Source organism: bacterium (genome assembly GCA_016708315.1).
Lineage (GTDB): Bacteria > Zixibacteria > MSB-5A5 > CAIYYT01 > CAIYYT01 > JADJGC01.
This window is the reverse complement of sequence record JADJGC010000023.1, coordinates 793,669-809,114: the sequence shown is the minus strand read 5'-3', so window position 1 is coordinate 809,114 and position 15,446 is coordinate 793,669. Positions and strand designations below refer to the sequence as shown.

Below are 15,446 nucleotides of genomic sequence, written 5' to 3'. Positions count from 1 at the left end.
TGGCAAACGGGTCAGTTTGAATATCTTAAGATAGTCAGGAGATTGAATGGCAGTACTCAGGAAGAAAATCATCGTCCGCTTGCACGACACCGATGCCGCAGGATTACTCTTTTTTGCGCAGCAGTTCTTCTATATGCATGATATCTATGAGGACTTATTGCACACAATCGGAGCGCCGATGGAAGATCTTGATTGCCAATGCCGATTTCTTCGTACCGATTGTGCATGCCGAGTCGCAGTATTTGCTCGGGCTAATCGTCGGCCAAGAGTTGGAAGCGAGTGTTGTCATTGCAAATCTCGGCAATTCGTCATATACGCTTGAGTATGAGTTGAAGAACACTGCCGGTGAGCTCGTCGGCAAAGCGAAAACGGTCCATGTAACAATCGACCGCAGTACCCGCAGGAAGATATCGATTCCGCAAGATTTCCGCGCCCGACTTTTGAAATTTCAATCGGCGCCGTAGACTTTCACTATCTGCTTAAGATTTTGCCAACTGTTCAAGTGCGGCGCGGTCAATTTTGTCTAGCGTGGTTCGTGGAAGTTGGTCTAAGACGATTATTCTATCCGGAAGTTTGAATTTTGCCAATTGGCAGGACAAGAATTTTGCGATGTCGCGCTCGTCAATGCTGTTGATGTTGGCGCTCTCGATGAACAACACTGGCCGCTTCCCCCAGTCGGCATTGTCGATAGCAATTACAGCCGCAGCCGTGACGCCGGGAAATCCAACAACCAGTCGCTCAATTTCTTCGGGGAAGATGTTTTCTCCACCAGAGATGAACATTCCATCTTTGCGTCCCAAAACTGTCAGAAAGCCATCTGCGTCGATAGAGCCAATATCTCCTGTTCGAAACCAATTGTCGTCAGTGAGCGGCAAGTTCGCATCACCGGTGTAACCGAGGCAGACAACTTTGCCGCGAACACAAATTTCGCCGACGGCCGAGCCTGGCCCGCTTTCGATTCGAATTTCACGATAGGGCAGAGCCCTACCGCTGGTGGCCAATATTTCTAAAGGGTCACCGAGCTTCGTTGCTGTAACTTGCGAAGCTGTTTCGGTCATGCCGTAGCTTACTATGACGGGAAGCCGCAACTCGCGTATGGTGCGGAGTAAGCTTTCAGAAACAGGTGCCCCGCCAAGGAGAATGGCCTTGGGTAATTTTGCGAAGCCGCGACCATTACGCTCACGCAGTAGCTGAGTCAACATTGATGGTACGAGCGAAAGGTGAGTGACGGCGCCGGCATCGATCAGGTTGTTCAATTCCTGTGTATCAAAACGGCGGCTCACGAATATTTGCGCTCCTGCCAAAAGACATCTGAACACGATTCCCAATCCGCCGACGTGGAACAACGGCAGCGACAGCAACCAGGTATCACCGGGTGCCAACGGCAGATTTTCGTTTGAGCCGAGGGCATTGTAATGGAGATTGCCGAAGCTCAGTCTCACGCCCTTGGCAGTCCCGCTTGAACCGGAAGTAAAGACTACGACGCAATCTCGACTCGGCTGAATGTCGATTGGGTCGCGAGTGACAATGCCTTTTGGTGCTGAATTGATCAGGTCAGAAATACTGATTGTCCGCGGATGGAGTTCGCTTGCAGTCTGCTGATTTGCTTCGTCAGTCAATACCATCGCGAAATCGATTTGATTTAGTTGTCGCTTAAGCTCGACGCAATGTAGCCGCGTGTTCAGGGGAACACAGATTGCGCCGATTCGAATCAGCGCCATCAACACAACAACATATTCGATCGAGTTGCCGCTGAGAATCGCGACATGACTGCCAGTGCGTACTCCTTGTTGCTCAAACTCGTGTGCGATTGACGTCACCAAGCGGTCAAACTCGTCAAACGTCAGCGAGCGATTGGCATCACAAATAGCCGGAGCGTTGGGAGAGGAAATCGCGGCTTGTCTAAGTGGGCAGTTAAGCAACTTCGATCTCGTTCAGATATTGGAGATTGTCAGGATGTTTCTCAAGTGCCACCCCAAGGCCGGGTCGGCTCGGGAGCGACAGATATCCCGCACTCAAGTCGCCGATCGAGTGGGTGAGCTGGCTTACAAACAACCCTGCCGTATCCAAGCCACAGGCGTCGCGCACCTGCAATGCACAGGCAATGTGTATGGCGGTAGTTACGCCGATTGCGGTGTCCAATGAAGACGTAACAACAATCTCCTTTCCCGATTGGATGAGTCGTTCGCAAAACTCAATCGCCTCGACGATACTTCCCATCTGCGATGGTTTGATTATGGCAACATCAAATGAATCGAGAAATTCCGGTGACAGTAGCTCGATGCGTCTGGTGTCGAGCGCACGATTGTAGATACTGATCAGAGTCTCATCAATGGCAATGGGAATTGGCGAGTTGCTGCGCAGGCGAGCGAGATTTGCCAAGGTAGCGTCTTTGAGCGGCTCTTCGATGTACTCGATATTGAAAGCCGCCAAATGTTGAGTCAGCATTGTAGCACTTTCAAAGTCATAAGCACAGTTAGCGTCGAGTCGCAGTTTGGCCGAAGAGCCGATCAACTCCCTTATCTCGCTAATTCTGCGAACGTCATCATCAATAGAAGTGCTTCCGATTTTGAGCTTGAACGTGCTGTAACCTTCGACACACTTAGCCTTGATGTCCGAGTCGGTTGTATTGCCCGCAATGACGGCATTGAGCGCTACTCGTTGCGTCGCGTTGGCTCGAATCCACTGAGCCATTGTGATACCGGCGGCCTGTGCACAAAGGTCAGCCATAGCTGAATCGAATCCGAAGACCACGCAGGGAGGAAGATCTTGCCACTTGCAACTCCGCTGCTGTAACTCTTGCGGAGAATCAGGAAGCTTGGAGTGTTGTAGTTCTCTTGCCAATGCAACAGCGGCGCCAGTGCAATCATCAATAGTCTCGCGACTGAATCCCGCGAGCGGCGCAATTTCGCCATAACCCACGAATCCGCCAGTTGCCGTGAGTTCAAGAATCAGTCCGCTTCGATTTTGCAGTATGAATCGCGATGTCACAAACGGGCGCACGAAAGGGATGTCATAGCGATAGATGCGAACCGCTTCAATCTTCATAACAGCCAGCCGATTGCAAACAGCGCAGAGTAAACGGCCAGCACTCGTCCCGTTCCAGCGAGCGCCGAGTTGAGAATGGCACCTTCTTCTTTGAGTACGAGCCGCATAACGGGAATTGCCGGAATGACTGCCGCAACGGCGATCATCGCGAGCCCATGCGATCTTGTGACTGCGAATGCTATCGCAGGATAGACCAACGCCGCCGCTACAAGAAGAAGGTACTGCACTTCAGAGAAGCGTCTGCCAAAGCGAACAGCAAGCGTACGCTTGCCGGTGACAGAATCGGTTTTGATGTCACGGATATTGTTAACCACAAGAATCGCCGTGGAAAGTAGCCCCGGCGACAAGCCGCAGAGAATGACTTCAGCCGTAACTGTCTGAGACATGACGTAGTATGTCCCGCCCACGGCGACCGGTCCGAAGAATATCAACACGAAGATATCGCCGAGTCCGTTGTAACCAAGCGGATAGGGACCGCCGGTATACAACACGCCGAACAGTATCGACAGAAGACCAATCGCTACGATTGGCCAGCCGCCGCGAAAGACGAGGTAGATTCCGATTGTGAACGCGATGCCAAATGCGAGTATCGTCGCATTGCGCATTTGCGCTGGCGTAACCAAGCCTGCCTGAGTAACTCGCAGCGGTCCGAGTCGTTCAGCGGTATCTACGGATTTCTTGAAATCAAACAGATCGTTGGCGAAGTTGGTGCCAATTTGGATGAAAATCGCACCAAGCAAGGCAGCGACTAACGATGCAATGTGAACAAAGCCGTCATCGATTGCAACGGCGGCTCCGATCACTACTGGAGCAACCGCAGCCCAAAGCGTTTTTGGCCGCGCCGCCAGAATCCAAATCTGCAGGCGCGAGTAGTTGGGGGATGGGCTGTTCATGGAAGAGATTACGGATTTCGTTTGAACTTCGAGAAGTCCGGCTTGCGCTTTTCGACAAAAGCGTTGCGACCCTCTTGTGCCTCGGGCGACATGTAATACAACATCGTCGCATTACCGGCCAATTCCTGGAGACCCGCCTGTCCATCGCAGTCGGCATTCAGTGCCGCTTTGAGACATCGCAGTGCCATCGGACTATTGCCGAGAATCTCGCGACACCAAGTCACGGTTTCTTGTTCGAGTTGATCGTACGGAACGACGCAATTGACAAGTCCCATATCGAGAGCCTGCTGAGCGTCATATTGACGGCAGAGGAACCAGATTTCACGTGCTTTCTTCTGGCCGACTAGTCGCGACAAGTAGCTTGCGCCATACCCGCCATCGAACGAGCCGACTCGTGGTCCGGTCTGGCCAAAACGCGCATTGTCGGCGGCAATTGTGAGATCGCACATAATGTGAAGCACATGCCCACCGCCAATGGCATATCCAGCAACCATGGCGATGACCGGTTTTGGCAACGTCCGAATTTGTCTCTGCAAGTCGAGTACGTTAAGACGCAGCACACCGCCATCATCCTTGTAACCGGAATCACCGCGAATCTTCTGGTCACCGCCCGAACAGAAAGCGTCTTTGCCCTTTCCAGTCAATATGACAACACCAATATCGGAATCTTCGCGGGCGTCAGCAAACGCGTCCGACATTTCTTTGACGGTCAGGGGCCGAAACGCATTGCGGACTTCGGGACGGTTGATCGTGATCTTGGCGATCCCATCTGCTTTGTGATATTCAATATCCTTGAAGTTCCCGGCGCTTTGCCAGTTTATGCTGCTCATTAGTATCTCAGTCTCCTTCTGTCGTTACGGCTTGTGAAGCCTCTCGCCAAAGAATCGCAGAATCGTGGTCGTGAACGCTTCCGGATGTTCGAGATGGGTATTGTGACCGGCATCTCCGATCATTTTCCACTCACACAGGCGAATTTGCTCTGACATAATACGATTGATTCGAGTGAACTTGTGATCCAATGCACCGCAAACAAGGAGCGTCGGAACAGAAATCTGTTCAAGTTTGTCCCAAAGAGAAGGCTGCCTTCCCGTACTGAGTCCCTGTAGCGCAGCCGCAAGCCCTTCGACATTATGTATGTGCCGGGAAGCTTTCAGGCGCACGAGTTTGTCTTCATGGCGATTCAGCGACTCAAATAGCGGCGCTTTGTACCAATCATCAAGGAACGTATCTAATCCTTGGACGCGAAGATGATATGCGCGATCATCATCCAATGCAGTTCGAACCCGGCGTTCGTATTCATCTTCAAGACCGGGACCAGTGCTCTCAAGAACCAGCGCTTGAACACGCTGTGGGAAGTGCAACGCTGTGTACAGGGCGACGCGTCCACCCATGGAGTAACCGACTACTGTGGCCTTGTCGATACCGAGTTTGTCAAATAGCGCAATGATTCCTTCGGCGACTGATTGAATTGTGATCATCTCCCTGCGTATCGGAAACCCGCTGCGGCCATGCCCCGGCAGATCGGGCATGATACAGCGATAATTCGACGCCAGTTGATCAACTACGTCTTGCCAGTCATCAGAGAGTCCCATGAATCCGTGTAGGAATAGAATCGGATGTTCGATCTGAGGTCCGCGTTCTTGATAGTACCAATCCATAGATTTGTGACCCGCCATATCTTTAGAATTGTTTTTCAATCTTGTTCCTCACCGCGTCCCAGAGCATTTGGTGCTGTCGGACATTTTCGTCGCGCGAGCAATGTACTTCAATCAGAGTCGACTTCTTCGACTTCAGACTGTGCCGATATACTGTCGCAAAGTCCTTGATGCTGGAAGGGTAGTGATACTTCAGACCAAACATCTCCGCCGCATTTCGGAAATCGCATCCATGCGGTGTCGCAAAGAACTTTTCAAAGTGACGCGAAGCCGAAGCGACCGGAAGCATCGAGAATATTCCACCGCCATCGTTATTGATCACGACCATAATCACAGGATAGCGTGATTCCCGTAAAAGCGCCAACGAGTTGAGGTCGTGCAATGATGCCAGATCGCCAATCAATAAAGTCACTGGTAAGGAGAGGCCATCAGAAAATCCTACCGCAGAGGCAATCGTCCCGTCAATTCCGTTCACGCCGCGATTTGCAGTAACGTGCAGCCGGAAGTCAGACTGTCGCGCAACGACATCGGCCTCGCGAATCGGCATGCTGGTTGCCAAGAAAACGCCGCGCTCTGCGTTATTGAGTCTGAATACTTCGCTGATTACTTGAAGTTCTGATAACTCTTTATTTGAGGCTGGATTCAGCTCTTTGAGACAAAGTTGTGCGATCTCGTCATATTTAACGAAGTCCGAAAGTAGCTCGGAATCGGGTATACCGCCAACGGTTGCTAGCTGCTCGGCGAACAGTACCGGGTCGGCGACAATTTGATGAGTTGCTTTGTGACCTGGGTCGACACGGTCGGGCCGGTCTGTAACAATCACGTAGCTCGCCGTTGCGCTGGTTGCAAACTGCATCAGTGATTTCGAGATTCCGGCTGTGCCGAATTGCAGGACGATGTCTGGAGCCAGGCGCGACCGAATGTCTGTGTGTCGGAGATATGAATCAGAATGACAGATGATGCAACTGCTTTTGATTCCCGTAAATCTTGTTCCTGAGCAGATGTCCGATAACAGCGGCCAATGCAGTTGTTCGGCCAATGTAACGATTGGTGATACGTCGCAGTGCGCCGCAAGCGTGCCTGCGATTATGACGCCGCGTTTTGCTGAACGCAGTTGCTCGATAATAATATCGATTGATGGCTGTGGGGCGACTTGTTCGCTGCTGTGATACGCCGTATGTGGTGATTGACCCATTCGCCATTTGTCGATCGATTTCGTGTACTCAGAGTAATCTTGTTCCGTCCCAAGCGGTGCGAGTGGTTCGCGAAACTGACAGTTGACTTGAACCGGTCCCGGAAATGAATGCAGTGACTTCTGAACTGCTATGCTTCGATAAGGGCCGGATAGAAATTGGCTACCGCAGTACCGGACGTGCAAATCAGCACCGCCGGGCGACCGGTCGCTTTCGCAAATCCCAGTGCGCGAAACGCGCTGCCGCGTTCGTCAAAATGTACAGTCGAATGTACATCGTCGCGTTCCGCTACGGCAATCGCCAATGGTGTCGAACGCGATCCGGGTGATAGGCAGAATTCCGATACGCCATTGCGGATAAGTTCTTCGACAATAAGCCGTCCCCAAAGATGATTCAGATTGCAAGCCTTCACGCATTCAGTCCATTTCCACTCATCAGAATGGAGTGCAGCTTGTCTTCAAGTTCTTGCCATTCTGCTTCCGGGTCCGATTGGCTGACAATCCCAGCGCCAGTGAAGAGACCTATTGATTGATTGCGAATCACGGCAGAACGAATGCCAACCGCCAGCTCGCACTGATCCGCACCAATCACACCTATGGCAGAAGCATACCAGCCGCGAGAAAACGACTCGATCTTGCGCAGCAACTCCCGCGCAGCCTGTTGGGGATTGCCGCAAACAGCAGCGGTCGGGTGAAGCGCTTTCAGTGCGCTGCCGGAGGTAGCATTGTCATTGAGGATAACTCGAAACTCGGATATCAGATGTTGGACACGAGCGAGCTTCATCACGGATGCCGAAGATGAAAATTCAATCTTCTCGCACAGCGGCTGAAGGGACTCCGTGATTCCTTCCACAACGATGCTCTGCTCGATCCGGTCCTTGACGTTGCTGCGGAGACGATTCTCCAGGGCGAGGTCTTCGATTTCCGATTCGCCGCGTCGAATTGTTCCAGCCACGGCTTCGGTACTCAACAACTTGCCGTTGCAATAGAACAACCGCTCCGGCGAAACGCTGACAAAGGCAGCTTCCCGATTTGGCGCGTACATGATGCGATAGCAGTTGGCGGCGCCTCCGGCAAATTGCGAAAGAAGTTGGATCGGTTCGATTCCACCCTTGACCTGAAAATCAGTACGACGTGCCAGGACAACCTTGTCAATCTGCCCGGTCGCAATTGCGTCCATCGAACTCTCAACCGCGTGTTGCCAATCTTCCCGGCACGGACTATCAATTCGCCCGGACAATTCCAGTTCGCAATTTTGGATTGAAGCGGAACCATCGAGTGTATTCAGCAATGTTGTGATTCGTCTCAGATTCGTATTTTGATCGTCGGTTGGATTGCGGAGAATAGTAATCAATGCAGTTGTCTGGCCATTTTCGGTGATGACAGACACCTCAGGAAGGTGAATGCACTGCTTGGGGAAACCCTTCCAGGTATCATCGAGCGGCATGTCGGAATCAAAAGTCTCACCGACGAAGGCGCGCAATGTTCCATCCTGATCAAACTTGCGAAGCATTGATTGGACTTCATCAAGTCGTCCCGCAAATGTCATTTCCCGCCAGTTGTATCCGCCAAGCAGGTCGCCAGTTCCGCCAAACTCAAAAGTTCGGTCGCGATTGCTCCAATAGAATCGTAGCGGCGAGGTGTTTGAATTTAGCCATGCGAGGATATCAAATCGATTAAGGGGAATTCGAATAATCAACGGAAAGAGTGATTGGGATTGATCCTGCAGACCAAAACGCGACTCTTCATTCGCGATCAGTTCGGCTATTTTGTCGTGGTCAAACAGGATGGAGGCGCTATTCATGCAGATCGCGATCCGAATTGTGATTGAAAAGCGACTGGCGAGCGGCAAATATCTGTCTTGCCCGGATAACCAGCGATTCAAATTGATCAAGATCAAGTGCTTGCTTGCCATCCGACAGAGCCTTGCTTGGCTCCGGATGAACTTCGATCATGATACCGTCACTTCCGGCAGCAATCGCGGCCAATGCGAGTGCTTCAACAAGATCAGTTCGACCTGATGCGTGTGACGTATCAGCAATAACCGGGTATGCCGTTTTAGCCTTTGCCAAGACCAACGCGGCAATATCCAGCGTGTGAGCAAACTCAGGCTCAAACGTTCGAATACCGCGTTCGCAGAGCAGAATCTGGTTGTTGCCGCCGCGACTCACATACTCAGCAGCCGATAGCCATTCGGACAGAGTCGCTGACATGCCGCGCTTGAGCAACACCGGTCGATTGACGGAGCCGAGCGCCGTCAACAACGTGTAGTTATACATATTGCGCGAACCGACTTGGAGAATATCGGCATACTCTGTCACAGTGTCGATCTGCGTGCGATCCATGACCTCGGTTATCACAAACATACCATGAGCGTCAGCCTGTTCGCGGAGAATTTTCAGTCCGGCGGTTCCCATACCCTGAAAAGAATCAACCTTGGTCCGTGGTTTGAAAGCACCACCACGGAGAAATTTCACACCAAGTCGGCTAAGTCGCTCGGTAATCGCTTGAACTTGTTCCGACGATTCCACAGCGCACGGTCCGGCGATAATAGTCAACTCGCGCCGATCAAGAATTTGATCATAGCATGGCAGTTCAGCGTGCCGAATCAAGTTGATGGACGAGCCCTGAATGCCGGCAGCTTTGATTTTGGAGTCGACTTCCGGCGTAATTCTGCCCAGCACCCGCACCACTGTTCGGTCGTGCTTGGACAATTCGAAATCGATTCCCGCATCATTCAGAATTTCCAGAAATGCGGCTGACTTATCGTCGGTATGGGCGAAGCTATAGATCAATTTTTGATTCCCGTGTAGAGTGAGACAATCCCAAGAGTCAACGGACGACATTGTACATCAGTAAATCCCGCCTTCTGCATCAATTCAACAAATTGTGCCCCGTGAGGATACGTCTCGATAGTCTTGTTCAGATAGCTATATGCATAGTTGTCGCCCGAGAGCCAGCGGCCAATAACAGGGAGTATGCGGCGGAGATAGAAGAGATGCAGCGATCTCAGTATTCTGTTTTTGGGCAGAGAGAACTCGAGCACTATGAGTTTGCCATTGGTGCGCAGCGTTCGTTTCATCTCACCAAGACAAAGCGAAGTATCGGGCATGTTACGAATACCGAACGCAATCGTCGCCGCATCCATGGAACCGTCGGCGACCGGAATGTTCATTCCATCGCCGCAAGCCAACAAGATTTGATTGGATAGTAGGCCGCGGGATACTTTGGAGTATGCCAGGGCAAGCATCTGCTCGGCTCTGTCGATTCCAATCACCTGTCGCCTCGTCGTTGCCTTAGCTGCGGCCATTGCAATGTCGCCGGTGCCACAGGCCAAATCGAGAACACGCAGGTGCTTCTCATTATCCAGCTCCCTGATGGCAACTCGACGCCAGTAAAGGTCCATTCCGAGCGACAACACACGATTGAGCAGATCATAACGCGTGCTAATCTTGTCGAACATGCGATAGACGTCGACGCGTGACGGCGACTCGATCGGGACCTTTATAGCAATCTCCTTCATCTCATTCCACTCTTCCGGCGGTGTCAGATTGCCGGATAGCTGTCTAATATACGTATCAAATGGTGCCGAAGCAACCGCTTCTCTTTAGGAGCTAAGCGTTTACTTCGCAAGATGTTATGCGGGAAACTGCCTGATTCGGCTTGGATGCGGAGACCTGAAATCAGGTTGTATTATGATGTTGGTGTTGAATGCAGATGCTGGCTATTTGCAACAGCTATCGAATTTTGGTCAGGAATGGGAAGGGTAACTGAGAATGTTGTGCCTTTGCCGACGGAGCTTTCTACAGTGATCTCTCCGCCAAAGGAGTTGATGATATTCTTGCAGATTGAAAGCCCGAGACCAGTACCATGAACTGCGTCCTTACCCCAAACACCCTTGGTCGAGAAGAACGGGTCAAAGATACGGCGCATGTTCTCAGGAGAAATTCCGGCACCAGTATCGCCGATCTTGATTGTGACGGTACTTTCGGTGCGCGATGCTGAGATGGTGATCACGCCGCCGTCTGTAATTGCCTGACTGGCGTTGATGATTAGATTCAAGAACAGCTGCTGTGCTCTATTAGCAGAGACCATCACTTTCGGCAGTTCCTCAAAGTGGGTCACAATTTCGACTCTCTTCTCAGCCAGTTCCTTGCCGGTGAAGCGCAGCGTCGATTGAATCACTTCCCAGAGGTCGATCAACTCAAGATCATTTTGGCGCTGGCGAGAGTAGGTGAGAAGGGACAGCGCGATTTCGTTCGCTTTTTCGCCGATGGCAATAATCTGCTCGAACGCCTCGCGTGCTTCTTCCATACCGTCAGGTTCTTGCAAGCAGTCCATTGCGAAACTTGCGTTTCCTATGATACCGGCAAGATAGTTCTTGAATTCGTGTGCAATGCCGGCTGCAAGCGTACCGATGGAAGTCAACTTGTCCGCTTCCATCATTCGCTCACGGCGATCGTAGTCTTCAGTCAAATTGCGGGCGATAATTGAGTACGATTCAGACCCGCCGACAAAGACGCGGCTTACAGACAATTGCAGCGGGAAATCACCTTGATCCGAATGACTTCCAACAGTCTCAAATGACAATCTCTCGCCTTTGGTTGGAAGCGAGCGCTCACTGAATCCTGGTACAAGTTCTTCGAAGCGCCTTCCGATAACCTCCGATGCCGGTCTGCCGAACACAGATTGAGCGGCGTCATTGAAGATCTGTACATTGCGATCACCATCTATAACGATAATGCCGTCGCCGGCGGAACTCAGAATTGCCTCCAGCCTGGCTTCGTTTTCGACAATGCGCTGTTCGGCAAACTTTCGTCCGGAAATATCTCGAAGAATGGCTACGTACTTAACGGTGTCGCCGAGTTGAAGCGGACTTATAGCAATGTCCATCGGGAAGACATAGTCGCCGGTTCGAAGTCCAAGCACCTCGTGTACACCGCGAAGCAGCGTGCTGGCGCTGTCGGAATCAGATTGCTGCAGGAGGTCAAGGTATCTGCTGCGGTGCGGCTCGGCAACGAGGTTGACAATGTTGGTGGCAATCAGTTCTTGTTCGCTTGTCTCAAAGATCTTTGTTGCGGCCGGATTGGCAGACTCGATGTACCCGTCGTGATCAGTCAGGACAATTCCATCGACCGCTGACGATACGAGTGTATTGAGCTGCATTAGACTGTCGCGCAATGCGCTCTCCATCCGGATTCGTTCACTGACATCGCGCACCGATGCCAGCACTATCACATTACCGGAAATAGAAAGTCTTTTCAGCGTAACTTCCGTGTCAATCTCCCTGCCGTCAGTGCGAAGGTGTCGCCATGTAAATGACTGTTCGTGCCCGGCTTCAGCAGCAGCCAAGTATTCCCGTGCTGCTTCCTCTGATAGGCGTCCATCCGGCTGGAACTCGGGTGAGTAATCAGCAGGAGTCAGCCCGACAATTTCCGACCTTCTGCACCCGAACATTTCAGCGCCGCGTTCATTGCAGTCCACGTAAAAATCTGCTATCAAGTACAACCCTTCGCCGGAGCTTTCAAACAGAGTTCGATAGAGGGCTTCGCTCTCGCGAATTCGTTCTTCATTGCGCCGCCGCTCGGTAACATCTTCCGCGATTCCGAAGAATTCTGAAGGTTCGCCCTGGTCGCCGGGAATCTCAACGACTGACAGTCGTGCCCAGATAGTTTCGCCATTCTTACGAATGTACCTCTTCTCAAAGTGTACACCCGAACTCGAAACTTCATGCGCATCAGCGACCAGACTTGCACCCATCTCAACATCGCCCGGATGCGTTATTGACGCCCAAGTCATGCCGCGTAATTCATCTGCGCTATATTGAAGCATTCTTTGGAACGCGGGATTGGTCTCGCGTATCGTGCCGGTGTGGTCGGTGCCGGCAATTCCAAATCCGGCTGAATCGAACAATCTGCGGAAGCGTTCCTCGCTAATTCGCAATTCTTCCGCAATCTGCCTTTGTTCGGTGATATCAACCAGCATTCCGTTCCAGATAGCAACTCCGTTTTCGCGGCTCTGCAGTAATGCTGAGCCTCTGATCCAGCGCTCTTCGTCTCTGACAATGCAGCGGAACTCATGGTACCAGTAATTGTCTGGAACCCGATAGTCCACCAATAATTGGTAAATGCCGCCAACATCATCGGGGTGAATGGCACTGAAAATTATTGCCGGATCAGCAGTTATCGTCTCGGGAGCCTGACCAAACACGTTGATCGCACTATCACTGATAAATGTGAAGTTCAGTGATCTGTCAGCACCGATGCAGCACTGGTAAATAACGCCGGGCAACCCCGCTGTCAATTGGCGAAGTTGATTGGCACTTTGTCGAAGTGCCTCTTCCATCTTCTTGCGTTCAGTGATATCAATGCCCACGGCCACTAATCCCGCACACGAGCCATCGAGTTTTCGGACCGGTGCCTTATGCAAAAGAATGTTAACTATCTCGCCGTTTGCAGTCGGGATAGCACCCTCCTCAACGATTTCGATTTGGTGCTCCATAAGGTCGCGATCACGCGCACTGATCCGGTCGCATTCAGAGTTGGGGAAGACTTCGTAAACCGATTTTCCAATGAGCTCTACTTCCTTGATTTCGAAATAGCGTTCAAACGCGGAATTACATCCCTGATATCGCAGATCCCGGTCCTTGTAGTACACTGGCAGAGGAATGGCGTTGAGCATTTCGTGTAACCGATTGTTGACCTCATCCAGTTCCAGTTCAACGCGTTTGCGGTCAGTAAGGTCGCGAATAATGCATGAAAGGTGCTCGAGTTCACCTTCGGCGTTGCGATGGGCCGTGAATACCAACGATGCGGGAATCTCCTTACCTTGATAGTTAAGTAATGTAGCTTCACCCTGCCAGATACCGTCGCGGATTACGGTTGGAAACGCAACGTTGCGGATGAGTTCAACAGACTCCGGTGTATAGTGCTTGCCAATATCCAACTTCGTTATCGGATGGGATGCGGTGTCGCCAACAAACTCGCTACAGGCGCGGTTCATATAAAGGTAATCATAGTTCGGATTGATGATTGCAACGATGTCCGTGGTCTGGTCAAATAGATTCTTGAAACGCTTCGATTCGTTAAGCGCCCTTTTCCAACTGCTGACATCCATGCCAAAGATGGCAACTCTGACTACTCTACCCCTGCCGTCCAAAATCGGGCGGAAGTAAACATGCGTATAATTGCCTTCAAACGATTGCACGAAGTCGCACTTTTGTCCGGTTTCCACAGTCTTGCGGAAATGCATCCAACTTTCATGGACCAACTCTTTAGGCACAATCTCGTAGCCTAGTTTGCCAAGTAACTCTTCTCGTCGAAGCCCGACACTTTTTGCTAATGCATTGTTGACTGCCAGCACGCGCCCATCGCTATCGAGCAACAATGCAACGCCCGGGCTGGCGTCTATCATGGCGCGCAGGGTTTCCTCGCTCTCGGCGAGATTGTCAACGGCCTTCTTGCGTGCCGTGATATCGAAAATTGCGCCATCAAGCCAAGTCGGTTTGCCTTTCGAATCGACAGCCACTCGGCCGCGTTCTGACAACCAGACGATTTCACCACTTGCATTGATAATGCGATACTCGAGGCTGTAAGGCGTTCCGTTCTTGAGAGCGGAATCCACCACAGAAGTCATTTTGTCAACGTCAGCCGGGTGTATGATACTTCCAAATCGACGAACGTTGTTGTTAACAAAATCCGAAGCCGGATAGCCGGTAATGCGTTCGACATTGTCGCTAATGTATTCGACCGGCCAGTCTTCAGCAATTCGTGAACGGAATATCACGCCGGGGATGTTGTCAACAACCGCGCGATAACGGTTTTCGCTTTCTGTCAGCATGGCGAATTGACGAGTGCGGTCGCGTTCTGCGTTCGAAAGATTTCTTGCCAAGACCAGTCCGAAGATCGCTAGAAATGCGACAACGACCAGCGAAACAGCGTTGATTGCTCCCTCTGTCGCTTGCCACTCTTCAAGTTGTTGATTGAATCGATCTGTATTGCGGCCGACGATGGCCATTCGTTCACTGCGAATTGCGTTGATAGCGGCAATGCAAGCGTGGAAGTTGCGTTCCCACCTGCCTTCGATGCCGATGAACAGTGAATCGGATTTTCTCCCATTGGAAAGGCTAGCCAGCGAGGGCAGCCCGTCCAGCGTGTCGATAGATTCGGACAGTCCAGCAAGCGAAGCGTATATTGGGCCGCACTCACTCGACGCAGTTGATGGCACTGGGAAGGACTGAAGTGCCTTGATCGATCTGCGAATGCGTTCAATATGCTTGCGGTATTCCAGCTCGGTCTGAACTGACTCGGCAATTAATTGGCCTGTGGTGTGTTGGAATCCGATTAAGTCAAGGGATGATCTAATGGAGTCTTCAGTTGAACGCCATGCGAGCCAACGATCGTTGAATTCGAAATTTGCTTTAGCGCCTTTTTCCATTCGTTCATCACCGAGATAGGTGATGGTCTTCACGACGGCTGAAAACACTATGACAATATAGAACAAGTAGAGCCAACGCTGACTGCTTCCAGTTCTGCGTTGCGATTGCGCTGCTGTTGATTCTATATTTGTCTCAGTACGCGCCAGATTCACTGCCTACAATGCCTTTCGCCAGATTGGCAAGCAGCCTCTCTTCGAACAAATGCCCGACGCGGCAGTCTT

12 protein-coding genes are annotated in these 15,446 nt (G+C 51.5%); 1 reads left to right on the top strand and 11 read right to left on the bottom strand.

What is annotated here, in order from left to right; translation table 11 throughout:
- Nucleotides 1–146: 146 nt before the first annotated feature.
- Nucleotides 147–464 (top strand): hypothetical protein, encoded by a 318-nt coding sequence (locus IPH59_15855; GenBank protein MBK7093162.1) that lies wholly within the window; start codon nt 147–149, stop codon nt 462–464.
- Between the two features lie 15 nt (nt 465–479).
- Here IPH59_15855 and menE read toward each other — a convergent pair whose 3' ends face one another.
- The 11 genes from menE to IPH59_15800 form a co-directional block, all read right to left on the bottom strand.
- Entirely contained in the window at nt 480–1,922 is a 1,443-nt protein-coding gene (gene menE / locus IPH59_15850; protein MBK7093161.1) for an o-succinylbenzoate--CoA ligase, read from the bottom strand.
- Complete coding sequence (gene menC / locus IPH59_15845; protein MBK7093160.1) at nt 1,915–3,048, bottom strand: o-succinylbenzoate synthase; 1,134 nt, start codon at nt 3,046–3,048, stop codon at nt 1,915–1,917. Before menC ends, menE begins: the two co-directional genes overlap by 8 nt.
- The gene (locus IPH59_15840) at nt 3,045–3,941 is read right to left on the bottom strand and encodes a 1,4-dihydroxy-2-naphthoate polyprenyltransferase (GenBank protein ID MBK7093159.1); all 897 of its coding nucleotides are present in this window, start codon (nt 3,939–3,941) and stop codon (nt 3,045–3,047) included. Before IPH59_15840 ends, menC begins: the two co-directional genes overlap by 4 nt.
- Nucleotides 3,942–3,949: 8 nt before the next feature.
- Nucleotides 3,950–4,771 (bottom strand): 1,4-dihydroxy-2-naphthoyl-CoA synthase, encoded by an 822-nt coding sequence (menB, locus tag IPH59_15835; protein ID MBK7093158.1) that lies wholly within the window; start codon nt 4,769–4,771, stop codon nt 3,950–3,952.
- Nucleotides 4,772–4,795: 24 nt separating this feature from the next.
- Nucleotides 4,796–5,638, bottom strand: a complete 843-nt coding sequence (menH, locus tag IPH59_15830; protein MBK7093157.1) for a 2-succinyl-6-hydroxy-2,4-cyclohexadiene-1-carboxylate synthase — start codon at nt 5,636–5,638, stop codon at nt 4,796–4,798.
- Nucleotides 5,622–6,791 (bottom strand): hypothetical protein, encoded by a 1,170-nt coding sequence (locus IPH59_15825; protein MBK7093156.1) that lies wholly within the window; start codon nt 6,789–6,791, stop codon nt 5,622–5,624. The genes menH and IPH59_15825 overlap by 17 nt, the downstream gene beginning before the upstream one ends.
- Nucleotides 6,792–6,919: 128 nt before the next feature.
- A complete protein-coding gene (locus IPH59_15820; protein ID MBK7093155.1) occupies nt 6,920–7,201 on the bottom strand; it encodes a hypothetical protein in 282 nt (93 codons plus the stop codon).
- Nucleotides 7,198–8,592 carry an isochorismate synthase gene (locus IPH59_15815; GenBank protein ID MBK7093154.1) on the bottom strand — a complete coding sequence of 465 codons (1,395 nt, stop codon included), beginning with the start codon at nt 8,590–8,592 and terminating at the stop codon, nt 7,198–7,200. Before IPH59_15815 ends, IPH59_15820 begins: the two co-directional genes overlap by 4 nt.
- Nucleotides 8,585–9,634, bottom strand: a complete 1,050-nt coding sequence (gene aroF, locus IPH59_15810) for a 3-deoxy-7-phosphoheptulonate synthase (GenBank protein MBK7093153.1) — start codon at nt 9,632–9,634, stop codon at nt 8,585–8,587. Before aroF ends, IPH59_15815 begins: the two co-directional genes overlap by 8 nt.
- Nucleotides 9,580–10,311, bottom strand: a complete 732-nt coding sequence (ubiE, locus tag IPH59_15805) for a bifunctional demethylmenaquinone methyltransferase/2-methoxy-6-polyprenyl-1,4-benzoquinol methylase UbiE (protein ID MBK7093152.1) — start codon at nt 10,309–10,311, stop codon at nt 9,580–9,582. Before ubiE ends, aroF begins: the two co-directional genes overlap by 55 nt.
- Nucleotides 10,312–10,481: 170 nt before the next feature.
- Nucleotides 10,482–15,377 carry a PAS domain S-box protein gene (locus IPH59_15800; GenBank protein ID MBK7093151.1) on the bottom strand — a complete coding sequence of 1,632 codons (4,896 nt, stop codon included), beginning with the start codon at nt 15,375–15,377 and terminating at the stop codon, nt 10,482–10,484.
- Nucleotides 15,378–15,446 lie beyond the last annotated feature (69 nt).

Coding starts and splice junctions, on each gene's coding strand:
- aroF (MBK7093153.1), bottom strand. CDS start 9,634: ATGTCGTCCGTTGACTCTTGGGATTGTCTCACTCTACACGGGAATCAA.
- IPH59_15855 (MBK7093162.1), top strand. CDS start 147: ATGAGGACTTATTGCACACAATCGGAGCGCCGATGGAAGATCTTGATT.
- ubiE (MBK7093152.1), bottom strand. CDS start 10,311: ATGAAGGAGATTGCTATAAAGGTCCCGATCGAGTCGCCGTCACGCGTC.
- IPH59_15815 (MBK7093154.1), bottom strand. CDS start 8,592: ATGAATAGCGCCTCCATCCTGTTTGACCACGACAAAATAGCCGAACTG.
- IPH59_15825 (MBK7093156.1), bottom strand. CDS start 6,791: ATGGGTCAATCACCACATACGGCGTATCACAGCAGCGAACAAGTCGCC.
- menB (MBK7093158.1), bottom strand. CDS start 4,771: ATGAGCAGCATAAACTGGCAAAGCGCCGGGAACTTCAAGGATATTGAA.
- IPH59_15840 (MBK7093159.1), bottom strand. CDS start 3,941: ATGAACAGCCCATCCCCCAACTACTCGCGCCTGCAGATTTGGATTCTG.
- menC (MBK7093160.1), bottom strand. CDS start 3,048: ATGAAGATTGAAGCGGTTCGCATCTATCGCTATGACATCCCTTTCGTG.